The following is a 21,856-nucleotide window of genomic DNA, read 5'->3' as shown; positions in this document are numbered from 1 at the left end:
AGCGGACCGACGGGGGAGCCGACATGCAGCCGCTGGACGAGGGCGAGCCGCGCAGCATCGGGGGGTACCGGCTGCTCGGCCGGCTGGGCGCGGGCGGGATGGGACGCGTCTATCTCGGCCGCAACGCCGGCGGGCGCACGGTCGCCGTCAAGGCCGTCCATCCGCACTTCGCGCTCGACGACGAGTTCCGGGCCCGCTTCCGGCGCGAGGTGGAGGCCGCCCGCCGGGTCGGCGGTGAGTGGACCGCCCCCGTCCTGGACGCGGGCCCCGACGACCCCGTGCCCTGGGTGGCCACCGGCTATGTCGCCGGGCCCGCGCTCTCGCAGGCCGTCGCCGCCCACGGGCCGCTGCCCGCCGGCGCGGTACGGGTCCTCGGCGCGGGACTCGCCCGCGCGCTGGAGGCGGTGCACGCCCTGGGCCTGGTGCACCGGGACGTGAAGCCGTCGAACGTCCTGCTGACCCTGGAGGGCCCCCGGCTGATCGACTTCGGCATCGCCCGGGCCACCGACGGCACCGCCTCGCTCACCTCGACCGGCGTCTCGGTCGGCTCCCCCGGCTACATGGCCCCCGAGCAGATCGTCGGCAAGGGTGTCACCGGCGCGGCCGACGTCTTCTCGCTGGGGGCCGTCCTCGTCTACGCGGCGACCGGCCGGGCGCCCTTCGCCGGTGACTCCTCGGCCGCCCTGCTCTACAAGGTGGTCCACGAGGAGCCCGAACTGGGCGGCCTGGACGCCGCGATGCGCGCGCTCGCCGCGGCCTGCCTGGCCAAGGACCCGGCCGACCGCCCCGCCCCGGCGGAGCTCGCCGCCCGGCTCGACGAGGCGGGCGCGGACATCGGGCCCGGGAGCTGGCTGCCGGAAGCCGTCGTCCGGACGATCAGCCACGCGGCGGTCGAGCTGCTGCACCTGGAGTCGTTCCCGGTGGGCGACGCGCCCGCGCCGCCCGCCCCGCCCGCTCGCCCCGCCCCGGCGGGCGCCTTCGGCCCGCCCGTGGAGCCCGGCGGGCCGGCGGCATGGGCGCCCGCCACGGGCCCCGGCGCCCCGGCCGGTGCGCCGGGCGGGCTGTCGCTCACCGCGAGCGGCGGACCCCGGGGGCGCCGGGTGAGCTGCACCCTGGCGCTCACCCTCGCCGGCGCGCTGGCCGCGGTGACCGTCGGCGCCGCGTTCGTGCTGGACCTGCTGCCCGGGGCGGGCGGCGGGGACAAGGGCGCCGACGCCGGGGAACGGCCGAGCAGCTCGGCGACCGCGTCCGCGAGCCCGGGGACCGCCGCGCCCGGCGGCCGGGTGCCGAAGGAGTTCACCGGCACCTGGGAGGGCTCGGTCACCGCCTCCGGCATACCCGCCGGGACGATGAAGGTCACCCTGCGCGAGGCGGGGACCGGCGAGCGGGCGGGCACGGCGGAACAGACGGACATCCTCGGCAACTTCATCTGCGAGGACGTCCTCACCCTCGCCGGGACGAAGGACCGCACGCTGCTGGTCGACTCCGAGGCGGGGCCGCGCAGCACCGGCGTCTGCACCGGCGGCACCTCGCGGATCCGGCTCGAACTCCGCGACGACGGCCTGCGCTACACCTCCACCGACGACCGCGCCGGACGCCCCACGGGCACGCTCGCCCGGGTCGGCGGGGAGTGACCGCCGCGGCCGCGGACGGCCCCGGCGGGGCGCGCGGGGCACGGGCGGACGCCGGGCGCGGGCGCGGCCGGCCCGTGGCGTAGCCTGGATCGGTCCGCAGATCCGCAGAAAAACCCGCCGAAAGGTGACGCCCGGTGACCGAGAAGGCCGACCTTCAGCCCGTCCTGGACCGTGCCGCCGCAGGGGGCCGGATCACCCCGGACGAGGCGCTCGACCTCTACCGCTCCGCTCCGCTGCACGCCCTGGGCGCCGCGGCCGACGCCGTGCGCCGCCGCCGCTACGCGGGCACGGAGCACATCGCGACGTACATCATCGAGCGCAACATCAACTACACGAACGTCTGCGTCACCGCCTGCCGCTTCTGCGCCTTCTACGCCGCGCCGAAGGACACCGCCAAGGGCTGGACCCGCGACCTCGACGACATCCTGCGCCGCTGCGCGGAGACCGTCGAACTGGGCGGCACCCAGATCATGTTCCAGGGCGGCCATCACCCGGACTACGGCGTCGAGTACTACGAGAAGCATTTCGCGGCGATCAAGAAGGAGTTCCCCGAGCTGGTGATCCACTCGCTCGGCGCCTCCGAGATCGAGCACATGGCGCGGATCTCCGGCGTCTCCGCCGAGGAGGCCATCCGCCGCATCCACGCCGCCGGGCTGGACTCCTTCGCCGGAGCCGGCGCCGAGCTGCTGCCCGAGCGGCCGCGCAAGGCCATCGCGCCGCTCAAGGAGTCCGGCGAACGCTGGCTGGAGATCATGGAGATCGCGCACGGCCTGGGCGTCGAGTCCACCTCGACGATGCTCATGGGCACCGGCGAGACCAACGCCGAGCGCATCGAGCACCTGCGGATGATCCGTGACGTGCAGGACCGCACCGGCGGCTTCCGCGCCTTCATCCCGTACACGTACCAGCCCGAGAACAACCACCTCAAGGGCCAGACGCAGGCGACCCTGTTCGAGTACCTGCGCATGATCGCCATCGCGCGGCTCTTCCTCGACAACGTCGCCCACATCCAGGGGTCCTGGCTGACCACGGGCAAGGAGGTCGGCCAGCTCTCGCTGCACTACGGCGCGGACGACCTCGGCTCGATCATGCTGGAGGAGAACGTCGTCTCGTCGGCGGGTGCCAGGCACCGCTCCAACCGCCTGGAGATCATCGACCTCATCCGCAAGGCGGGCCGCGTCCCGGCGCAGCGGACGACGACGTACGAGCACATCGTCGTCCACGACGACCCGGCGGACGACCCGGTCGACGAGCGGGTCGTCTCCCACATCTCCTCCACGGCGATCGAGGGCGGCACGGCGCACCCCGAGCTGAAGCTGCTGAGCACCAACTGAGGCCCCGGTGCTGACGATCCACGTCGCCGAGGCGTCGCCCGGATCCGCCGTCCTGGTCGACGGCGCCTCCCTGCTCGCCGTCGGCCCGTACGAGGACCTGGCCGCCGTCCGCCCCGGGGCCCGGGTGCGGCGGTGGCCCGGGATCCTCACCCCCGGCCTGCTCAACCCGTACGGCCCCGAACTGCTGGAGGGCTGCTACCACCCCGACCCGCGCGAGGCGGACGAGCTCGGGACGGAGCCGGTCACCGGGGAGCGCGCCCGCGCCCTCTTCCGCGAGGACCCGGCGCGGCGCGGCGCGAGCGCCCGGCGCGGGGTGCAGCGGCTGCTCGCCCACGGCACCGTCGCCGTCGCGGGCGAACTGCGCGGGCAGGCCGCCCAGGACGCGGTGCGCCGCGCCGGCCTCGCGGTCGGCCGCCGCCCGGGGACCCTGCCCGGGCCTCCGTCCTTCTCCCCGGCGCCCCTCGTCCTCCTGCCGCAGCCCGCCCCCGGCGGCCCCGCCCGCTTCGCCGTCTTCGACGTCCCCGACCGGGCCGCTCTGGTCCGCCTCGGGGCGTCCACCTGCGTGGCCACCGTCATCGGCGGGCGCCTGGTGTACCGGGCGCGGTAGCGGCGCACCGGCACGGGCGTGACCGCGGTGTCACGGTGCGGTGTCGAGCGCGTCTTCCGGGCGGCGGTTCGTCCCGGGCGGGAGTCCCCCACGCGTGCCGCCGACGCATGACCACCGCGGGGACGCGGGCTCCGGGGAGCGAGGGAGCCGCGTGCCCCGCCGTGACGGCCCGCGGGCGGACAGGCCCGGGGAGCCGGGCCGGCGCCGGTGACCGTTCGGGGCGCCTCAGCCGCCGCCCACCGAGGTGGCGAGCGGCTCCATCGGACGTTCGTCGGCGTAGCGGAGCAGTTCGTGGAAGGCGGGGTCCGAGGCGACGGTCAGCAACTGCTCGTTCGTGACCGGTGCGGAGACCCCCGCGGACTCGTCGGGCGAGAGCGAGAGCGTGACCTCGCTCCGTCCGTAGGCGAAGGTCGCCCGGGTCGCGGTGACGCCGCCGGATCCGACGGGCTCGGTCGTGGCGCGGGCCTTCACCCCGTCGAGGAGCGTCGCCGTGACGCACGTGCCGCCCTTGGCCCCCGCGCACGAGGGAATCGCCACGCTCCGGGTGGACGGCCGCACGGAGAGGATCAGGACGAACACCCGGTCGCCCCGTTCCACCTGGTAGCGCGACACGTTCAGGTCGGTGCGCCGGACCGTGCCGGTGCCCTGGGGCAGCAGCTCCTGGAGCACCCCGACCGCCTCGTTCTGGAAGACCTCCCGGCGGGAGCGCTCGTCGTCGGGCAGATCGGCCATCGTCTCCTCGCCGGGTGCGGGCTCGATGTGGACGGGGCCGACGGGGGCCGCCGGGGCGGTGGCCGCCGGCACCACGGCGGGTGCCGCCGAGCCCTCGGGCAGGAGCCGGGTTCCCGCCGCGCCCGCCGCCGCCACGGCCAGCGCGGCGGCGCCGAGCGCCAGCCGCCTGCGTCCCGCGCGGCGCCGACCCTCCGCCCGTGCGGGGCCCGACAGGTCCGGCAGGGGCGGGAGACCGGCGGACGCCGCGCCCATGGCGTGCCTCAGCAGCAGAGCGGTCCGGTCGTCCCCGGGGTCGCGGTCGGGGTTGTGGTCGCGGTTGTTGTCGTGGTCGTGCCGCATCGCGGTTCGTCACCCTTCCATGAGGTGGAGGCGGGCCTCGCCCAGCGAGGCGCGGAGCCGGGCGAGCGCGCGTGAGCACTGGCTCTTGACGGTGCCCTCGCTGCACAGCATCAGCCGCGCCACCGAGGCGACGCTCTGGTCCTCCCAGTAGCGCAGGACGACCATCGCCCGTGCGCGCGGCGGGAGTTCGTCCAGCGCGGCGAGCAGCGTGATGCGCAGCTCGGTGTGCGCGGGCGGCGGCGGTGGATCGACGTGGCGGTGCGCGAGAAGGTCACGCAGACCGCGCCGCCGCTCGGCGAGGAAGGTCCGGGTCAGCACGGTCCTCGCGTAGGCGTGGGGATGGTCCGCCGCGGACACCTTCCGCCAGTGCTGGAACAGCTTGGCGAGGGTCGTCTGGGTCAGGTCGCGCGCCGCGTCGGCGTCACCGCACAGCAGGTACGCCGTCCGCTGGAGCCGGCGCTGGTTCGCCCGCGCGAACGCCTCGAACTCGTGCTGGTGGTCGGGTGGCACCGGCCTCCCCCTCCGTGGTGGCTGTCACCCGTACCCAGAGCGCTCCCGCGCCGGGAAGGTTGCGCACGGATTTCCGCGCCCTCTTCTGCGCTTCTCCCGCGCCGCCTTTCCGGCCTCTTTCCGTGCCCGGGCCCCGCCCCCGGCGCGGAGCCCGGCCGGGCGGGGGCGCGGCCGGTGCACGGTGCGGGGCTGCTTCAATGGGGTCCGTGACCCGAGCAACCCTGGACAAGCAGCCGCACGAAGTCGCCTCGATGTTCGACGACGTGGCGGCGAACTACGACCTCACCAACGACGTGCTCTCGCTCGGCCAGGACCGGCGGTGGCGCAAGGAGGTCGCCAAGGCGGTCGACGCCCGGCCCGCGCAGCGGATCCTCGACCTCGCGGCGGGCACCGGCACCTCGTCCCTGCCGTTCACCGCCGCCGGCGCGTACGTCGTGCCCTGCGACTTCTCCCTCGGCATGCTCCGCGAGGGCAAGAAGCGCCACCCCTGGCTGCCGCTGACCGCCGGCGACGCCACCCGACTGCCCTTCGCCGACGGGGTCTTCGACGCCGTGACGATCTCCTTCGGTCTGCGCAACGTGCAGGACACCGGCCGGGCGCTGCGCGAGCTGTACCGGGTGACGAAGCCCGGCGGCCGGGTGGTCATCTGCGAGTTCTCGCACCCCACCTGGGCGCCGTTCCGCACGGTGTACGAGGAGTACCTGATGCGGGCGCTGCCGCCGGTCGCGCGCGCCGTCTCCTCCAACCCCGACGCGTACGTCTACCTCGCCGAGTCGATCCAGAGCTGGCCCGACCAGCCGGGGCTCGCCCGGCAGCTCCAGCAGGCGGGCTGGTCGCGGGTGGCCTGGCGCAACCTGAGCGGCGGGATCGTGGCCCTCCACCGCGGCACCAAGCAGGCGTAGGCGCCCGCGCCGGGCTCCGGACAAGAGGCCCTGGAACCGTGGAGCAGCACGCCGTCGCCCCGGACTACCGGGCCGTCCTGGAACAGGTCGCCGCCGACGTCGCCCCGCTGGTCGGCAGCGGCCGCCCGGCCGCGTACATCCCGGCGCTCGCCGGGGTGGACCCGGGCCGCTTCGGGATGGCCGTCGCCGATCTGCACGGCAACGTCCACGGGGTGGGGGACTGGCGGCACCCGTTCTCCGCGCAGTCGATCACCAAGGTCTTCACGCTGGCGCTCGTGCTGGCGGCCGGCGGCGACACCCTGTGGCGGCGGGTCGGCAGGGAGCCGTCCGGCAATCCGTTCAACTCCCTGGTGCAGCTGGAGTACGAGAACGGCATCCCGCGCAATCCGTTCATCAACGCCGGGGCGCTGGTCGTCACCGACGCCCTCCAGACGCTGACCGGCGACGCGAGCAGCGAACTGCTGGAGTTCCTGCGCGCGGAGAGCGGCAATCCGGAGCTCGGCTTCGACGCCGAGGTCGCCGCGTCGGAGGCCGCGCACGGCGACCGCAACGCCGCCCTCGCCCACTTCATGGCCTCGTACGGCAACATCGCGGGCCCGGTCCCGGCGCTGCTCGACCACTACTTCTGGCAGTGCTCGATCGAGATGAGCTGCGCCGATCTCACCCTGGCCGCGCGGTTCCTGGCCCGCCACGGCCTGCGGGCCGACGGCTCGCGCCTGCTCACCCGCAGCGAGGCCAAGCAGATCAACGCCGTGATGCTGACCTGCGGCACCTACGACGCGGCCGGGGACTTCGCCCACCGGGTCGGTCTGCCCGGCAAGAGCGGTGTGGGCGGCGGGATCGTGGCCGTGGTGCCCGGGCACTGCACGCTGTGCGTGTGGAGCCCGGGCCTGGACGCGCGCGGCAACTCGGTCGCGGGGGTGGCCGCGCTGGACCGCTTCACCACGCTGACGGGGCTCTCGGTCTTCTGACGTCCCGCGGCTCCGTGACGTCCCGCGGCTCCGTGACGCCTTGCGGTGCCGTGGCGTCCCGCGGTGCTGTGACGTCCCGCGGTGCTGTGACGTCCCGCGGTGCTGTGACGCCTTGCGGTGCCGTGACGTCCGGCGGTGCCGCGAGGTCCCGCGGCGGCGCGACCGCCGCGGGACGGGGCCGTCAGGCCAGCGCCAGCCGGAAGCAGTACCCCTGCTGCTTGCCGACCGGTGTGGTGAAGGACTCCGAGAGCTCCATCCCCAGCCGCTTGATCACCGCGATGGAGCGCTCGTTGCGCGCGTTCACCATCGCCACCACCTGGTCCACCCCGGCGGCCTTGACCCGCTCCAGGGTGGTGCGGGCCGCCGCCGTCGCGTAGCCCTTGCCCCAGGCGCGGCGGGCGAGCCGCCAGCCGATCTCGATCTCGCCGACCGGCCCGAACTCCGTGTGCGGCCAGGGCTGCGCGCCCGTGAAGCCGATGACCTCGCCGTCCTCGTCGAGCATCGTCCAGAAGCAGAAGCCGCGTTCGGCGTCGTGCCGCCGCTGGCGCGCGGTGAGCTCCTCGTAGACCGAAAGCTCGGCCGCCTTCCCGCCGTGGAACTCCATGACGTCGGGGTCGGCGAAGATCCGGTGCCAGGCCAGGGCGTCCTCGTCCGTGGGGACGCGCAGCCGGACAGCGGGGAGGGACCTGCCGCTCATAGATGGAGCCCTTCAGTCGGCGGAAGCGTACGCCCCCATAGACTGCACATGTCCTGTGCCGTTCGGTACGCAATATCGAATCGAATCTTCGGGAGATCCCGCCGTGACCGAAGCCCTCACCGAGCACACCGCCGATGTGATCGTCGTCGGCGCGGGCCCCGCCGGCTCCACCACGGCGTACTACCTCGCCAAGGCGGGCCTGGACGTGCTGCTGCTGGAGAAGACGGCGTTCCCGCGCGAGAAGGTCTGCGGCGACGGCCTCACGCCGCGTGCCACCAAGCAGCTCGTCTCCATGGGCATCGACATCTCCGAAGAGGCCGGCTGGCTGCGCAACAAGGGCCTGCGGATCATCGGCGGCGGGGTGCGCCTCCAGCTCGACTGGCCGGATCTCGCCTCCTACCCGGACTACGGACTCGTCCGCAAGCGCGACGACTTCGACGAGCAGCTCGCCCGGCAGGCGCAGAAGGCCGGCGCCCGGCTCTACGAGCGGTGCAACGTCGGCGCCCCGGTGGTCGACGAGCGCACCGGCCGGATCACCGGCGTGCACGCGAAGCTCGGCGAGGAGAAGCTCCCGGTCACCTTCAGCGCCCCGCTGGTCGTCGCCGCGGACGGCAACTCCTCGCGCATCTCCCTGGCGATGGGGCTGCACCGGCGCGAGGACCGCCCCATGGGCGTGGCCGTGCGCACCTACTTCACCTCGCCCCGCCACGACGACGACTACCTGGAGTCGTGGCTGGAGCTGTGGGACCGCCGCGGCCCCGGCGAGGACCGGCTGCTGCCCGGCTACGGCTGGATCTTCGGCATGGGCGACGGCACCTCCAACGTCGGCCTCGGCGTGCTCAACACGTCCTCCTCCTTCAAGGAGCTGGACTGGCGCGAGGTCCTCAAGGCCTGGTGCGCGTCGATGCCCGAGGACTGGGGCTACACCGACGAGAACATGACCGGCCCGATCCGCGGCGCCGCGCTGCCGATGGCGTTCAACCGCCAGCCGCACTACACCAAGGGCCTGCTGCTCGTCGGTGACGCGGGCGGGCTCGTCAACCCGTTCAACGGCGAGGGCATCGCCTACGCGATGGAATCCGGCCAGATCGCCGCCGATGTCATCGTGCAGGCCCACGCCCGCCGCACCCCGGCCCAGCGCGAGCTGGCGCTCCAGCGCTACCCGAAGGTCCTCAAGGACACCTACGGCGGGTACTACACGCTCGGCCGGGCCTTCGTGAAGCTCATCGGCAACCCGAAGGTCATGAAGATCGCGACGCAGCGCGGGCTCACCCACCCGATGCTGATGAAGTTCACGCTCAAGATGCTGGCCAACCTCACCGACCCGACGGGCGGCGACGCGATGGACCGCATCATCAACGGCCTGTCCAAGGTGGCGCCGAAGGCGTGAGCGCCGGCCGCGGCGCCGCCGAGGGCGGCGCCGCGGCCGGTGTGGACGCCGTGGACGCCGTGGACGCGTCGAACGACCGGCGGTACTCGCTCGGCGGGATCCCGAACGCCCGGGTGAAGTGGTGGCGCAGGTTCGCCGCGCCGCCGAGGCCGCAGCGTTCGCCGATCCGCTCCACCGGCAGCCCGGTGGTCTCCAGCAGGGACTGCGCGAGGGCGAGCCGCTGGGTCAGCAGCCAGCGCAGCGGTGTGGTGCCGGTGGCCGCCAGGAGACGGCGGTGGAAGGTGCGCGGGCTCATCCGGGCCCGGCGCGCCAGCTCGGCGACGCTCAGCGGCTTGTCGAGATGCCGGGTGGCCCACTGGAGCACCGGGCCCAGCCCGTCGTCGTCGGTCTCCGGCACGGGGTGCTCGATGAACTGGGCCTGGCCGCCGCCGCGGTGGACCGGCACGACGAGCCGGCGGGCGAGCCGCCCGGCCACCTGCGCGCCGAGGTCGCGGCGCACCAGATGGAGGCACAGGTCCAGGGCGGCCGTCGCGCCCGCGCTGGTCAGCACCCCGCCCTCGTCCGTGTAGAGCACCGAGTCGTCGACCCGCACCGCGGGGTGCCGGGCGGCGAGCTGCCCCGTGTGCTGCCAGTGCGCGGTCGCCCGCCGTCCGTCGAGCAGTCCGGCCGCCGCGAGGGCGAAGGCGCCCGTGCACAGCGAGACCATCCGGGCACCGGAGGCCGCCGCGGCGCGCAGGGCCTCGACGAGGGCTTCGGGGACCGGCTCGCCGTCCTCGACGCAGGCGTCCGGGACGGAGGGCACGATCACGGTGTCCGCGCCCACGAGACCGCCGAGCGGGTGGGTGGGTCGCGGGGTGAAGAGACCGGCGGCGACCGGCTCGGCCGCGGCGTCCCCGCAGAGCCGCAGCGTGTACCAGGGGTCGGCGAGGTCCGGCTGGGGGATGCCGAACACCGTGCAGGCGATGGTCAGTTCGTACATCTCCCACAGGGAGAGCCCGACCCGGGGATCGGGGACCACGGCGATCGCGACGACACCGGGACCCGGCGGAACGGGTGACGTGTTCATGGGCGCCGACGCTACGGCAGGATCTTTGCGGCCGTGGTCGTTTCTGCCACTGTCGGGCGGGCGGGGCGGTTGCGAGGGTGGAACCCCGACCGACCGGCCCGCCCGGCCGGCCGGACCCACCGGACCGACCGATCCATGGAGCGACTCCCTGATGTCCGACGCCCTCCCCGCACCCGCCGCCGCCCCTCTCGACGCCGCGTCCCGCGCTGCCGCCCCACTCGACGCGTCCCGCGCTGCCGCCGGGGCTCCGTCCGCTCCCGCGGTGTCCGTGCTCGGTCTCGGCAGGATGGGCTCGGCGCTCGCCGGGGCCTTCCTGTCCGCCGGCCGGACGACCACCGTCTGGAACCGCACCCCGGACAAGGCCGACGCCCTGGTCGGACGCGGCGCCGTGCGGGCGGCCTCGGTCGCCGACGCGGTGCGCGGCAGCGCCGTCGTCGTGGTCTGCGTCCGCGACGACGAGGCCGTCCACGAGCTGCTGGACCCGGTGGCCCCGGAGCTGGCCGGACGCACCCTGCTGAACCTCACGTCCGGCTCGCCCGAGCAGGCCCGCGAGAACGCGGCCTGGGCCGCCGGGCACGGCTGCGCCTACGTCGACGGGGCGGTGATGACCACGCCGCCCGGCGTCGGCGACCCGCGGAGCATGATCCTGTGCAGCGGGTCGGCCGCCGCGTTCGCCGAGCACCGCGCGACGATCGCGGCCCTCGGCGACCCCGTGGACCTCGGCGAGGACGCGGGCCTCGCCTCGCTCCACGACGCGGGGCTGCTCGGCCTGATGTGGTCCGTCTTCGCGGGCTGGCTGCACGCCACGGCCCTGGTCGGCGCGGACGGCGTCCCGGCACGCGCGTTCACGCCCCTGGCGATCCGCTGGCTGGCCGGGGTGGGCGGCTTCATGGACACCTACGCGCCCCAGATCGACGCGGGCAGCTACCCCGGGGACGACGCGACGGTCGACATCCAGCTCGCCGCGGTCCAGCACCTCCTGGAGGCCTCCCGCGACCGCGGCGTCGACACCCGCCTCCCGGAGCTCCACCGCGACCTGATGACCCGGACCGTCGCGTCGGGCCACGGCCGCGACAGCTACGGCCGCGTGATCGAACAGTTCCGCGCCGGAGCCTGAGGGGGCCGCCCGGCCGGGGGCACCCCCTCCCGCCCCGTGCCGCCGCGCAACCGCGAAACCCGGTTGCCCCGGCCCCGGCGGCCGGACAGCATCACGCGGATGGACTCCGTCGCCGCAGCAACGCCCACCACCCGTCCCGTCGCCCTGGTGACGGGGGTGGGGCGCACCGCCGGGATCGGGGCCGGTGTCGCGGAGCGGCTCGCCGCGTCCGGGTGGGACATCGCGTTCACCTTCTGGACCCCCTACGACCGGCGCATGGCCTGGGGCGAGGAGCCCGGCGCCGCCGAGGGGATCGGCGCGTCGCTGGAGCGGCTCGGGGCGGCCGTGGCGGCCGTCGAGGCCGACCTCGCAGATCCGGAGACCCCCGCGAAGGTCTTCGACGCGGCCGAGCGGCTCGGCCCGGTGACCGCGCTCGTGATGTGCCACTGCGAGTCCGTCGACTCCGGGCTGCTCGACACCACCGTCGAGAGCTTCGACCGCCACTTCGCGGTGAACGCCCGGGCCACCTGGCTGCTGGCGCGCGAGTACGGGCGCCGCTTCACCGGCGCCCACGGCACCGGCCGCATGGTCGCCCTCACCAGCGACCACACCGCCGGCAACCTGCCCTACGGCGCCAGCAAGGGGGCGCTCGACCGCATCGTCCTGGCCGCCGCCCGGGAGCTGGCCCACCTCGGCGTCACCGCCAATGTGATCAACCCGGGCCCCGTGGACACCGGCTGGATGTCCGGCGGGCTCCGGGAGGAGCTGTCCCGGCAGACCCCGCTGGGCCGTCTCGGCACCCCGCGGGACACGGCGCACCTCGTCGACTTCCTGTGCTCCCCGCAGGGGCAGTGGGTCAACGGGCAGCTCCTGATGAGCAACGGCGGCCTCGCCTGACGCCCCGCCGCCCGCCCGGCGCATACTGGGGCTTCGCGCGCGGTGGGGGGAGCCGGCATGGCGGACGAGCCGTCCTGGATCGAGATGATCCTGATGTTCCTGGTGTTCATCGGCGGGCCCACCCTGCTGGCGGGCGCGCTGATCGCCGCCGTCACCGGATGCGTCGTGGGCCTGAAGGCATGGCGGGCGGCGAAGCGGGGGGCAGCGGATCCGCGGTGAGCGCGGCGCGCGGTCCGGCGGACCCCCGGCGTGAGCGCGGTGCGGGGCGAGCGCGTCCCCGGCCCCCCGTCCGCCCACGCGCCCCCGTGAGCACGGCACGAAGGCCGCCGCCCGGATCGGGCGGCGGCCTTCGTGCCGTGCGTGAGGGCGGGCGTCAGAGCACGCGCACCGCGCCGCTCGCCGGGTAGCCGGAGAGGTCCTGGATGACGACGCCCTTGCTGGGGTTGGCCGCGTCGAGATACTGGCCGTTCCCGATGTAGACGCCCACGTGGTAGGCCGAGCCGGCGCCGCCCCAGTAGACGATGTCGCCGAGCTGGAGGTTGGAGGTGCCGACCTGGGTGCCGGCGACCGACTGGTCCTGGGAGACGCGCGGCAGGTCGATGCCCACCTCGCGGAAGGCGGCCTGGACCAGGCTGGAGCAGTCCCACGCGTTGGGGCCGGAGGCGCCCATCACGTACGCGTCGCCGAGCTGCGCCTTGAGGAAGGCGATGACGGTGCCCGCCGAGCCGCTCGCGGGCGCGCTCGCCACGGAGAGGGTGGTCCGCTCGGAGGTGCGCGAGGCGCGCTCCTGGGCCGCGGCCTCGGCGCGGGCCTTGGCCTCCGCCTTCTCCTTGGCCTCCGCCTCGCGGTCGGCCTCGGCCTTCGCCTGCTTGGCGGCCTTCTCGGCCTTGGCGGCGGCGGCCTCCTCCTGCGCCTGGAGCTCCAGGTCGAGGGCGATCTCCTGCGTGGCCGCGGCGGACTGCGCGACGTGGGCGGAGAGGTCCGCGGAGGTGAGGACGGGCATCTCGATGGTCTCGGTCACCGGCTCGGCGTTGGCCGGACCGGCGGCACCGGCCACCGCGATGGTGCTGAGGAAGCCACCGGCAACTCCGGCGCGGATCGCGATTTTCGACGGGCCGCGGCGGGGCTTCCGGTGGCTGGGTATGTGAGCGGTGTGGGACATGGGTACAACCGCTATCAGGGCTTCCGGGTTCCCTTCAAGAAACGTGTGTTGCACCACAGTTACGACCGGAACCTGTGAATCCGCTCTGGATGGCCCTTTATTGACGCCGTAACGGACGAATCGGGCATCCATGATCACGGCTGTGATCATGTGGTTTCCATAAAAGGTCCGAATTGCCGGGTGCCTACCACCCCCGAAGACCGTTGGCCAAGCCCGCTTTTGTTGAAGTCTTGAGCGAGTGGCGCAGGTCACAGAACGGTCAACGTCCGGGCGGTCGGGCGCTCGTGAACGCGTGCACGTGTCCACCGCCGTCCGGTCCGTCCCACGGTCGGGTGAGCCGCCGCCCTTTATCACCCGCGCGGCGTCCACTGCCAATTTGCTTGCATGCACCATCACTTGATAGAGCGCCACCCCCTCCGACCAGCCACGACGAGCCCAGATGTCACGGCTGGTGATCATCCGGGAGCTTCGCGTACGAAGATCACCGCTCAGTGGGCTTCATGATCGTTCGTCGGGTGGTGGAGATCACAAACTCGATGCCGAACCCCGTGTCGCAGATCACAGACCGACGGGCATAGGATGCGGGGCAGTCGGGCTTGTGAACTGCCTCACATGAAAGCGATCTTCGAGGCGGCGAATCGGTTGCCCGGTGCGGTCCAACGGTCAAGGACGACTGGAAGGAGCGAGGAGGGTGAATGCCTACGCGCCCATCCTTGTGCTCGGCGCCCTCGGGGCAGGGTTTGCGATCTTCTCCGTGGTCATGGCCACGCTTATCGGCCCAAAGCGCTACAACAGGGCGAAACTTGAAGCGTACGAGTGCGGCATCGAGCCGACGCCCGTCCCGGCCGGAGGTGGCCGCTTCCCGATCAAGTACTACCTGACGGCGATGCTCTTCATCATTTTCGATATCGAGATCGTCTTCCTCTATCCCTGGGCCGTCAGCTTCGACGCCCTGGGGATCTTCGGGCTCGTGGAGATGCTGCTCTTCGTGCTCACCGTCTTCGTCGCCTACGCGTATGTGTGGCGGCGCGGCGGCCTGGACTGGGACTAGAGGGGCGAAGGGGCACTCCCATGGGACTCGAAGAGAAACTGCCGAGCGGCTTTCTGCTGACCACGGTCGAGCAGGCCGCGGGCTGGGTGCGCAAGTCGTCCGTCTTCCCGGCGACGTTCGGACTCGCCTGCTGCGCCATCGAGATGATGACGACCGGCGCCGGCCGGTACGACCTCGCCCGGTTCGGCATGGAGGTCTTCCGCGGCTCGCCGCGCCAGGCCGACCTGATGATCGTGGCCGGGCGGGTGAGCCAGAAGATGGCGCCCGTCCTGCGCCAGGTCTACGACCAGATGCCCAGCCCCAAGTGGGTGATCTCCATGGGTGTGTGCGCATCGTCGGGCGGAATGTTCAACAATTACGCGATTGTGCAGGGTGTTGATCACATTGTCCCCGTCGACATCTATCTGCCCGGCTGCCCGCCGCGCCCCGAGATGCTGATGGACGCGATCCTCAAGCTCCACCAGAAGATCCAGAGCTCGAAGCTCGGTGTGAACGCGGAGGAAGCGGCCCGCGAGGCGGAGGAGGCGGCCCTCAAGGCCCTCCCGCTGATCGAGATGAAGGGGCTCATGCGATGAGCGACGAGCCGAATCCGGAGAAGGAGCTCTCCGGGCAGAACCTGCCCGGGCAGCGGGGCGACGGCGGCGAGGAGATCCGCGTCCAGCGCGGCATGTTCGGCGCCGACAACGGAGGGGACACGTCCGGCTACGGAGGGCTCGTGCGCTCCGTGCGGCTGCCCGGAGCCGCGTCGCGCCCCTACGGCGGATGGTTCGACGAGGTCGCCGACGAGCTGGAGGGCGCCCTGGAGGAGCAGGACCTCCTCCCGGAGAACGCCATCGAGAAGACCGTCGTCGACCGCGGCGAGCTCACCTTCCACATCGCGCGCGAGCACCTCCTGACCGTCGCCCGCACCCTGCGCGACGACCCGGCGCTCCGCTTCGAGCTGTGCACCGGCGTCAGCGGTGTGCACTACCCCGACGACAAGGGCCGCGAGCTGCACGCCGTGTACCACCTGCGCTCGCTCACCCACGGCCGGCTGCTGCGGCTGGAGGTCTCCGCCCCCGACAGCGACCCGCACGTCCCGTCGCTGGTGCCGGTGTACCCGACCAACGACTGGCACGAGCGCGAGACCTACGACTTCTTCGGGCTGATCTTCGACGGTCACCCGGCGCTGACGCGGATCATGATGCCGGACGACTGGCAGGGCTTCCCGCAGCGCAAGGACTACCCCCTGGGCGGCATCGCCGTCGAGTACAAGGGCGCCCAGATCCCGGCTCCCGACCAGCGGAGGTCGTACAGCTGATGAGCACCTCGGAAGCATCCTCCCGCGAGACCACCGAAGGGACCGTCTACACGGTCACCGGCGGCGACTGGGACGAGGTCGTCCAGTCCGCGGCCAAGGCCGACGACGAGCGCATCGTCGTCAACATGGGCCCGCAGCACCCCTCCACCCACGGCGTGCTCCGCCTGATCCTGGAGATCGACGGCGAGACCGTCACCGAGGCCCGCTGCGGCATCGGCTACCTGCACACCGGCATCGAGAAGAACCTCGAGTACCGGACCTGGACGCAGGGCACCACGTTCGTGACGCGCATGGACTACCTGACGCCGTTCTTCAACGAGACGGCGTACTGCATGGGCGTGGAGCGGCTGCTCGGCATCGAGGACCAGGTCCCGGACCGGGCGAACATCATCCGCGTCCTGCTGATGGAGCTGAACCGGCTCTCCTCGCACCTGGTGTGCATCGCCACCGGCGGCATGGAGCTCGGCGCCACCACGATCATGATCTACGGATTCCGCGATCGTGAACTGATTCTCGACATCTACGAGCTGATCACCGGGCTGCGCATGAACCACGCGTACATCCGGCCCGGCGGCCTCGCCCAGGACCTGCCCCCGGGCGCGGTCGACCAGATGCGCGAGTTCGTGAAGACCATGAAGAAGAACCTGCCGGAGTACGACAAGCTCGCCACCGGCAACCCGATCTTCAAGGCCCGTATGCAGGACATCGGCTACCTGGACCTCACCGGCTGCATGGCGCTCGGTGCCACCGGGCCCATCCTGCGCTCCGCCGGGCTGCCGCACGACCTGCGCAAGACCGACCCGTACTGCGGCTACGAGACCTACGACTTCGAGGTCCCGACCGCCGACTCCTGCGACGCCTACGGCCGCTTCCTCGTGCGGCTGGAGGAGATGCGCCAGTCGCTGCGGATCATCGAGCAGTGCCTGGACCGGCTGGAGCCGGGACCGGTCATGGTCGGCGACAAGAAGATCGCCTGGCCCGCGCAGCTCGCGCTCGGCCCCGACGGTCTGGGCAACTCCCTGGACCACATCAAGAAGATCATGGGCACCTCCATGGAGGCCCTGATCCACCACTTCAAGCTGGTGACCGAGGGCTTCCGGGTCCCGGCCGGGCAGACGTACGCGGCGGTCGAGTCGCCCAAGGGCGAACTCGGCGTCCACGTCGTCTCCGACGGCGGCACCCGCCCCTTCCGGGTCCACTTCCGCGACCCGTCGTTCACCAATCTCCAGGCCATGGCGGCCATGTGCGAAGGCGGCCAGGTCGCCGACGTCATCGTGGCCGTCGCGTCCATCGACCCCGTGATGGGAGGCGTCGACCGATGACGGACGTATCGCTGGGCATGCCCAAACTGCCCGCCCCCGACTACCCGGCCGACGTCCGGGCCCGGCTGGAGGCGGACGGGCGGGAGATCATCGCCCGCTACCCCGGATCGCGCTCCGCCCTGCTGCCGCTGCTGCACCTGGTGCAGTCGGAGGAGGGCCATGTCTCCCGCACCGGGATGCAGTTCTGCGCGGAGCTGCTCGGCCTGACCACCGCCGAGGTCACCGCCGTCGCCACCTTCTACTCCATGTACCGGCGCAAGCCCTCGGGCGACTACCAGGTCGGCGTCTGCACCAACACGCTCTGCGCGGTCATGGGCGGCGACGCCATCTTCGAGGAGCTCAAGGAGCACCTCGGCGTCGGCAACAACGAGACCACCGAGGACGGCAAGGTCACGCTGGAGCACATCGAGTGCAACGCGGCCTGCGACTTCGCCCCCGTGGTGATGGTCAACTGGGAGTTCTTCGACAACCAGACGCCCGAGTCCGCGAAGAAGCTGGTCGACGACATCCGCGCCGGCGAGCAGGTCGTGCCCACCCGAGGCGCCCCGCTGTGCGGCTACAAGGAGACGGCCCGCATCCTGGCCGGCTTCCCCGACGAGCGCCCCGGCGCCGTCGAGGCGAGCGGCGGCGCGGGCCCGGCCTCGCTGATCGGCCTGCGCCTCGCCAAGGGCGAGGTGCTCCCCGCGCGGGTGGTCCACCCCCGCGGCGAGGTGCCCCGGGAGCGGCCCCAGCCCGGCTCCGAGCACCTGAGCTCGCACGACTCCCGCCCTTCGCCCGACCACCACCCCTCAACGAGTCCCTCCGGGACACCGGACCACATTCAGACCTCGGCATCCGACCCGGAGAACCCGGCCGGACCTGTCGGCGAGGAGGGGGAGTGATGACCGTGTCCACCGAATACGGGGGCAGGCCGGAGGCAGGCGGGGACGCGAGCCCGGAGAAGCTGCTCGCCCCCGTGCTCTCGGCCTTCTGGGACGAGCCGGAGTCCTGGACCCTGGAGACGTACCGCAGGCACGAGGGGTACGAGGGTCTGCGCAAGGCGCTCGCGATGACGCCCGACGACCTGATCGCCTACGTCAAGGACTCGGGTCTGCGCGGCCGCGGCGGCGCCGGCTTCCCCACCGGGATGAAGTGGCAGTTCATCCCGCAGGGCGACGGCAAGCCCCACTACCTGGTCGTCAACGCGGACGAGTCCGAGCCCGGGACCTGCAAGGACATCCCGCTGCTCTTCGCCAACCCGCACTCCCTCATCGAGGGCATCGTGATCGCCTGCTACGCGATCCGCTCCAGCCACGCCTTCATCTATCTGCGCGGCGAGGTCGTGCCCGTGCTGCGCCGGCTGCACGAGGCCGTGCGCGAGGCGTACGAGGCGGGCTACCTCGGCAAGGACGTCCTCGGCAGCGGGCTCGACCTCGAACTCACCGTGCACGCGGGCGCCGGCGCGTACATCTGCGGCGAGGAGACGGCACTCCTCGACTCGCTGGAGGGACGGCGCGGCCAGCCCCGGCTGCGGCCCCCCTTCCCGGCCGTCGCCGGTCTGTACGCCTGCCCCACCGTGGTGAACAACGTCGAGTCCATCGCCTCCGTTCCCGCGATCCTGAACAAGGGCAAGGACTGGTTCCGCTCGATGGGCAGCGAGAAGTCCGCGGGCTTCACGCTGTACTCGCTCAGCGGCCATGTCGCGAGCCCCGGCCAGTACGAGGGCCCGCTCGGCATCACGCTCCGCCAGCTCCTCGACATGAGCGGCGGCATGCGGCCCGGGCACCGCCTCAAGTTCTGGACCCCCGGCGGCTCGTCGACCCCGATGTTCACCGACGAGCACCTCGACGTCCCGCTCGACTACGAGGGCGTGGGCGCCGCCGGCTCGATGCTCGGCACCAAGGCGCTCCAGTGCTTCGACGAGACCACCTGCGTGGTGCGGGCCGTCACCCGGTGGACCGAGTTCTACGCCCACGAGTCCTGCGGCAAGTGCACCCCGTGCCGCGAGGGCACCTACTGGCTCGTCCAGTTGCTCCGCGACATCGAGGCGGGCAAGGGCGTGATGTCGGACCTCGACAAGCTGAACGACATCGCCGACAACATCAACGGCAAGTCGTTCTGCGCCCTCGGCGACGGCGCCGCCGCGCCGATCTTCTCCTCGCTGAAGTACTTCCGCGAGGAGTACGAGCAGCACATCACGGGCAAGGGCTGCCCCTTCGACCCGGCGAAGTCCACGGCCTGGGCCGACCGACACATCACGGAGGTGTCCGCATGAGTCCGGCGCACGCGCCCCGCACCGGCCGCGGCCCCGCGGCGGGCCGCCGCACCACGACGACCGCACGGCGCCGCGGGGAGGTGCGGGCATGACCGTCACCACGTCCGGACCCGCCGCCGGCGGCGGAGCCGCGGTGCCGCCCGAGGACCTCGTCACGCTGACCATCGACGGCGCCGAGATCTCCGTCCCCAAGGGGACGCTGGTCATCCGCGCCGCCGAGCAGCTCGGCATCGAGATCCCCCGCTTCTGCGACCACCCGCTGCTCGACCCGGCCGGCGCCTGCCGCCAGTGCATCGTCGAGGTGGAGGGCCAGCGCAAGCCGATGGCCTCCTGCACCATCACCTGCACCGACGGCATGGTCGTCCGCTCCCAGCTCACCTCGCCCGTCGCCGAGAAGGCGCAGCAGGGTGTGATGGAGCTGCTGCTGATCAACCACCCGCTGGACTGCCCGGTCTGCGACAAGGGCGGCGAGTGCCCCCTGCAGAACCAGGCCGTCTCGCACGGCCAGGCGGACTCCCGCTTCGAGGGGAAGAAGCGGACCTACGAGAAGCCGGTCCCCATCTCCACCCAGGTGCTGCTGGACCGCGAGCGCTGCGTGCTGTGCGCGCGCTGCACCCGCTTCTCCAACCAGGTCGCCGGCGACCCGATGATCGAACTGGTCGAGCGCGGCGCGCTCCAGCAGGTCGGCACCGGCGAGGGCGACCCGTTCGCCTCGTACTTCTCCGGCAACACCATCCAGATCTGCCCGGTCGGCGCGCTCACCTCGGCGGCCTACCGGTTCCGCTCCCGCCCCTTCGACCTGGTCTCCAGCCCGTCGGTGTGCGAGCACTGCTCCGGCGGCTGCGCGAGCCGCACCGACCACCGGCGCGGCAAGGTCATGCGCCGCCTCGCGGCGGACGACCCGGAGGTCAACGAGGAGTGGATGTGCGACAAGGGGCGCTTCGGCTTCCGCTACGCCCAGCAGCGCGACCGCCTCACCACCCCCCTGGTCCGCAATGACGAAGGCGTGCTCGAACCGGCGAGCTGGCCGGAGGCCCTCGCGGCGGCGGCCGAGGGACTGCGCGCCGCGCGCGGCCGCGCGGGTGTGCTCACCGGCGGCCGGCTGACCGTCGAGGACTCCTACGCGTACGCCAAGTTCGCCCGGGTCGCCCTCGACACCAACGACATCGACTTCCGGGCCCGCGCCCACTCCGCCGAGGAGGCCGACTTCCTGGCCGCCGTCGTCGCGGGCCGCGGACGGGACCTCGACGGCGGCGGTGTCACCTACACCGCGCTGGAGCAGGCCCCGGCCGTGCTGCTGGCCGGGTTCGAGTCGGAGGAGGAGGCCCCCGGGGTCTTCCTGCGGCTGCGCAAGGCCCACCGCAAGCACGGCCAGCGCACCTTCTCGCTCGCCACCCACGCCACCCGCGGCCTGGAGAAGGCCGGCGGCACGCTGCTGCCCGCCGCCCCCGGCACCGAGACCGAGTGGCTGGACGCCCTCGCCTCGGGCACCGGGCTCGACGAGGCCGGCGCCGTGGCCGCCGAGGCGCTGCGCGCCGACGGCGCGGTGATCGTCGTCGGCGAGCGGCTGGCCGCCGTCCCCGGCGGACTCACCGCGGCCCTGCGCACCTCCGCCGCCACCGGCGCCCGGCTGGTGTGGATCCCGCGCCGCGCGGGCGACCGGGGAGCCGTCGAGGCGGGCGCGCTGCCCTCGCTGCTGCCGGGCGGCCGCCCGGCGACCGACCCGCGCGCCCGTGAGGAGACCGCCGAGGTCTGGCGGGTGCGCGAACTGCCCGTGAGCTACGGGCGGGACGCCGGCCAGATCGTCGAGGCCGCGGCCACCGGCGAACTGGGCGCGCTGCTCGTCGCCGGTGTCGAGGTCGCCGACCTGCCGGACGTGGCCCGGGCGCGCGAGGCGCTGGACGCCGTCGGCTTCCTGGTCTCCCTGGAGCTGCGGCCGAGCGAGGTCACCGAGCGGGCGGACGTGGTCTTCCCGGTCGCGGCCGTCGCCGAGAAGTCGGGCACCTTCCTCAACTGGGAGGGCAGGGTGCGGATGTTCGAGGCCGCGCTCAAGCCCGAGCAGATGACCCGGCGGCTCGCCCCGACCGACGCCCGGGTGCTGCACATGCTCGCCGACGCACTCGACGTCCACTTCGCGCTCCCGGACCTGAAGTCCGTGCGCGCCGAGCTGGACCGGCTGGGCCGCTGGGACGGCCCCCGGGCCGGCGGGCCGGCCGAGTCGTCCCGCCCGCTGCCGCGGGCCGGCGAGGGCGAGGCCGTCCTCGCGGGCCACCGGCTCCTGCTCGACCGGGGCCTGCTCCAGCAGGGCGACGAGGCGCTGGCCGGCACCCGGCACGCCGCCGTCGCGCGGCTGTCGCCGGCGACGGCGGCCGAGACCGGGGTGAAGGAGGGCGACGCCGTGGAGGTGTCCGGGCCCACCGGGTCCGTCCGGCTGCCGCTCCAGGTCACCGAGATGCCCGACCGGGTGGTGTGGCTGCCGCTGAACTCCGTGGGCGGCGGCGTGGGTTCCGACACCGGCGCCCGGCCCGGCGAACTGGTCCGTATCGCGGCCGTCACGGGCGCGCCCGAGGTGACGGAGGTGGAGGCGTGAGC

21 protein-coding genes are annotated in these 21,856 nt (G+C 73.2%); 16 read left to right on the top strand and 5 right to left on the bottom strand.

The features are described 5' to 3' along the window. Positions 1-23: 23 nt before the first annotated feature. From JE024_RS15085 to JE024_RS15075, 3 genes are all read left to right on the top strand, one after another. Positions 24-1,634 (top strand): serine/threonine-protein kinase, encoded by a 1,611-nt coding sequence (locus tag JE024_RS15085; protein ID WP_205374074.1) that lies wholly within the window; start codon positions 24-26, stop codon positions 1,632-1,634. Positions 1,635-1,768: 134 nt separating this feature from the next. Then, positions 1,769-2,968 (top strand): cyclic dehypoxanthinyl futalosine synthase, encoded by a 1,200-nt coding sequence (gene mqnC, locus JE024_RS15080; protein WP_205374073.1) that lies wholly within the window; start codon positions 1,769-1,771, stop codon positions 2,966-2,968. Positions 2,969-2,975: 7 nt separating this feature from the next. Continuing rightward, complete coding sequence (locus JE024_RS15075; RefSeq protein ID WP_205374072.1) at positions 2,976-3,575, top strand: hypothetical protein; 600 nt, start codon at positions 2,976-2,978, stop codon at positions 3,573-3,575. 225 nt (positions 3,576-3,800) lie between these two features. Here the strand turns inward: JE024_RS15075 and JE024_RS15070 are convergent, their stop codons facing one another. Together JE024_RS15070 and JE024_RS15065 are read right to left on the bottom strand one after the other, a co-directional pair. After that, positions 3,801-4,646 (bottom strand): hypothetical protein, encoded by an 846-nt coding sequence (locus tag JE024_RS15070; protein WP_244882866.1) that lies wholly within the window; start codon positions 4,644-4,646, stop codon positions 3,801-3,803. A 9-nt stretch (positions 4,647-4,655) separates the two neighbouring features. Further along, positions 4,656-5,156, bottom strand: coding sequence for a SigE family RNA polymerase sigma factor (locus JE024_RS15065; protein ID WP_205374071.1), 501 nt, complete (start codon positions 5,154-5,156; stop codon positions 4,656-4,658). 206 nt (positions 5,157-5,362) lie between these two features. Here JE024_RS15065 and JE024_RS15060 point away from each other — a divergent pair, with 206 nt between their 5' ends. Then, the gene (locus JE024_RS15060) at positions 5,363-6,058 is read left to right on the top strand and encodes a demethylmenaquinone methyltransferase (protein WP_205374070.1); all 696 of its coding nucleotides are present in this window, start codon (positions 5,363-5,365) and stop codon (positions 6,056-6,058) included. Positions 6,059-6,096: 38 nt separating this feature from the next. Then, on the top strand, positions 6,097-7,029 hold the full coding sequence (locus tag JE024_RS15055) for a glutaminase (protein WP_205374069.1): 933 nt from the start codon (positions 6,097-6,099) through the stop codon (positions 7,027-7,029). Between the two features lie 181 nt (positions 7,030-7,210). Here JE024_RS15055 and JE024_RS15050 read toward each other — a convergent pair whose 3' ends face one another. Then, positions 7,211-7,726 (bottom strand): GNAT family N-acetyltransferase, encoded by a 516-nt coding sequence (locus tag JE024_RS15050; protein WP_205374068.1) that lies wholly within the window; start codon positions 7,724-7,726, stop codon positions 7,211-7,213. Between the two features lie 103 nt (positions 7,727-7,829). On the opposite strand from JE024_RS15050, the gene JE024_RS15045 reads away from it, so the two are divergent. Further along, a complete protein-coding gene (locus JE024_RS15045; protein ID WP_205374067.1) occupies positions 7,830-9,116 on the top strand; it encodes a geranylgeranyl reductase family protein in 1,287 nt (428 codons plus the stop codon). Here the strand turns inward: JE024_RS15045 and JE024_RS15040 are convergent. Continuing rightward, complete coding sequence (locus tag JE024_RS15040) at positions 9,082-10,182, bottom strand: helix-turn-helix domain-containing protein (RefSeq protein WP_205374066.1); 1,101 nt, start codon at positions 10,180-10,182, stop codon at positions 9,082-9,084. The two genes, JE024_RS15045 and JE024_RS15040, sit on opposite strands and share 35 nt — an antisense overlap. A 151-nt stretch (positions 10,183-10,333) precedes the next feature. Here JE024_RS15040 and JE024_RS15035 point away from each other — a divergent pair, with 151 nt between their 5' ends. The 3 genes from JE024_RS15035 to JE024_RS15025 all read left to right on the top strand — a co-directional run bounded on the left by JE024_RS15035 (position 10,334) and on the right by JE024_RS15025 (position 12,394). Beyond that, complete coding sequence (locus JE024_RS15035) at positions 10,334-11,299, top strand: NAD(P)-dependent oxidoreductase (RefSeq protein WP_205374065.1); 966 nt, start codon at positions 10,334-10,336, stop codon at positions 11,297-11,299. A 99-nt stretch (positions 11,300-11,398) separates the two neighbouring features. Further along, positions 11,399-12,175 carry an SDR family oxidoreductase gene (locus JE024_RS15030; RefSeq protein ID WP_205374064.1) on the top strand — a complete coding sequence of 259 codons (777 nt, stop codon included), beginning with the start codon at positions 11,399-11,401 and terminating at the stop codon, positions 12,173-12,175. A 57-nt stretch (positions 12,176-12,232) separates the two neighbouring features. Next, positions 12,233-12,394: a hypothetical protein gene (locus tag JE024_RS15025; protein WP_205374063.1), complete on the top strand. Its 162-nt coding sequence runs from the start codon at positions 12,233-12,235 to the stop codon at positions 12,392-12,394. 154 nt (positions 12,395-12,548) lie between these two features. Here the strand turns inward: JE024_RS15025 and JE024_RS15020 are convergent, their stop codons facing one another. Then, positions 12,549-13,337: a C40 family peptidase gene (locus JE024_RS15020; protein ID WP_244882864.1), complete on the bottom strand. Its 789-nt coding sequence runs from the start codon at positions 13,335-13,337 to the stop codon at positions 12,549-12,551. Positions 13,338-14,028: 691 nt separating this feature from the next. Here JE024_RS15020 and JE024_RS15015 point away from each other — a divergent pair. The 7 genes from JE024_RS15015 (at position 14,029) to JE024_RS14985 (ending at position 21,854) form a co-directional block, all read left to right on the top strand. Then, entirely contained in the window at positions 14,029-14,388 is a 360-nt protein-coding gene (locus JE024_RS15015; protein WP_147987607.1) for an NADH-quinone oxidoreductase subunit A, read from the top strand. 20 nt (positions 14,389-14,408) lie between these two features. Continuing rightward, the gene (locus JE024_RS15010) at positions 14,409-14,963 is read left to right on the top strand and encodes a NuoB/complex I 20 kDa subunit family protein (RefSeq protein ID WP_205374061.1); all 555 of its coding nucleotides are present in this window, start codon (positions 14,409-14,411) and stop codon (positions 14,961-14,963) included. Continuing rightward, positions 14,960-15,688, top strand: a complete 729-nt coding sequence (locus tag JE024_RS15005; protein WP_205374060.1) for an NADH-quinone oxidoreductase subunit C — start codon at positions 14,960-14,962, stop codon at positions 15,686-15,688. Before JE024_RS15010 ends, JE024_RS15005 begins: the two co-directional genes overlap by 4 nt. Then, positions 15,688-17,010, top strand: coding sequence for an NADH-quinone oxidoreductase subunit D (locus JE024_RS15000; protein WP_205374059.1), 1,323 nt, complete (start codon positions 15,688-15,690; stop codon positions 17,008-17,010). Before JE024_RS15005 ends, JE024_RS15000 begins: the two co-directional genes overlap by 1 nt. A 17-nt stretch (positions 17,011-17,027) precedes the next feature. Continuing rightward, the gene (nuoE, locus tag JE024_RS14995) at positions 17,028-17,891 is read left to right on the top strand and encodes an NADH-quinone oxidoreductase subunit NuoE (RefSeq protein ID WP_205376551.1); all 864 of its coding nucleotides are present in this window, start codon (positions 17,028-17,030) and stop codon (positions 17,889-17,891) included. Further along, complete coding sequence (gene nuoF, locus JE024_RS14990) at positions 17,891-19,264, top strand: NADH-quinone oxidoreductase subunit NuoF (RefSeq protein ID WP_205374058.1); 1,374 nt, start codon at positions 17,891-17,893, stop codon at positions 19,262-19,264. The genes nuoE and nuoF overlap by 1 nt, the downstream gene beginning before the upstream one ends. An 88-nt stretch (positions 19,265-19,352) precedes the next feature. After that, complete coding sequence (locus JE024_RS14985) at positions 19,353-21,854, top strand: NADH-quinone oxidoreductase subunit G (protein ID WP_205374057.1); 2,502 nt, start codon at positions 19,353-19,355, stop codon at positions 21,852-21,854. The last annotated feature ends 2 nt before the right edge of the window (positions 21,855-21,856 follow it).

Source organism: Streptomyces zhihengii (assembly GCF_016919245.1).
Classification (GTDB): Bacteria; Actinomycetota; Actinomycetes; order Streptomycetales; family Streptomycetaceae; genus Streptomyces; species Streptomyces zhihengii.
The sequence above is the reverse complement of the archived record's forward strand: the minus strand, read 5'-3'. Positions and strand labels throughout refer to the sequence as shown.

Excerpts from the sequence above, each read along its gene's own strand:
- JE024_RS15030 (WP_205374064.1), top strand. The coding sequence starts at position 11,399 with ATGGACTCCGTCGCCGCAGCAACGCCCACCACCCGTCCCGTCGCCCTG.
- JE024_RS15025 (WP_205374063.1), top strand. The coding sequence starts at position 12,233 with ATGGCGGACGAGCCGTCCTGGATCGAGATGATCCTGATGTTCCTGGTG.
- JE024_RS14985 (WP_205374057.1), top strand. The coding sequence starts at position 19,353 with ATGACCGTCACCACGTCCGGACCCGCCGCCGGCGGCGGAGCCGCGGTG.
- JE024_RS15005 (WP_205374060.1), top strand. The coding sequence starts at position 14,960 with ATGAGCGACGAGCCGAATCCGGAGAAGGAGCTCTCCGGGCAGAACCTG.
- JE024_RS15040 (WP_205374066.1), bottom strand. The coding sequence starts at position 10,182 with ATGAACACGTCACCCGTTCCGCCGGGTCCCGGTGTCGTCGCGATCGCC.
- JE024_RS15050 (WP_205374068.1), bottom strand. The coding sequence starts at position 7,726 with ATGAGCGGCAGGTCCCTCCCCGCTGTCCGGCTGCGCGTCCCCACGGAC.
- nuoE (WP_205376551.1), top strand. The coding sequence starts at position 17,028 with ATGCCCAAACTGCCCGCCCCCGACTACCCGGCCGACGTCCGGGCCCGG.
- JE024_RS15020 (WP_244882864.1), bottom strand. The coding sequence starts at position 13,337 with ATGTCCCACACCGCTCACATACCCAGCCACCGGAAGCCCCGCCGCGGC.
- JE024_RS15010 (WP_205374061.1), top strand. The coding sequence starts at position 14,409 with ATGGGACTCGAAGAGAAACTGCCGAGCGGCTTTCTGCTGACCACGGTC.
- JE024_RS15035 (WP_205374065.1), top strand. The coding sequence starts at position 10,334 with ATGTCCGACGCCCTCCCCGCACCCGCCGCCGCCCCTCTCGACGCCGCG.
- JE024_RS15070 (WP_244882866.1), bottom strand. The coding sequence starts at position 4,646 with ATGCGGCACGACCACGACAACAACCGCGACCACAACCCCGACCGCGAC.
- JE024_RS15000 (WP_205374059.1), top strand. The coding sequence starts at position 15,688 with ATGAGCACCTCGGAAGCATCCTCCCGCGAGACCACCGAAGGGACCGTC.
- nuoF (WP_205374058.1), top strand. The coding sequence starts at position 17,891 with ATGACCGTGTCCACCGAATACGGGGGCAGGCCGGAGGCAGGCGGGGAC.
- JE024_RS15085 (WP_205374074.1), top strand. The coding sequence starts at position 24 with ATGCAGCCGCTGGACGAGGGCGAGCCGCGCAGCATCGGGGGGTACCGG.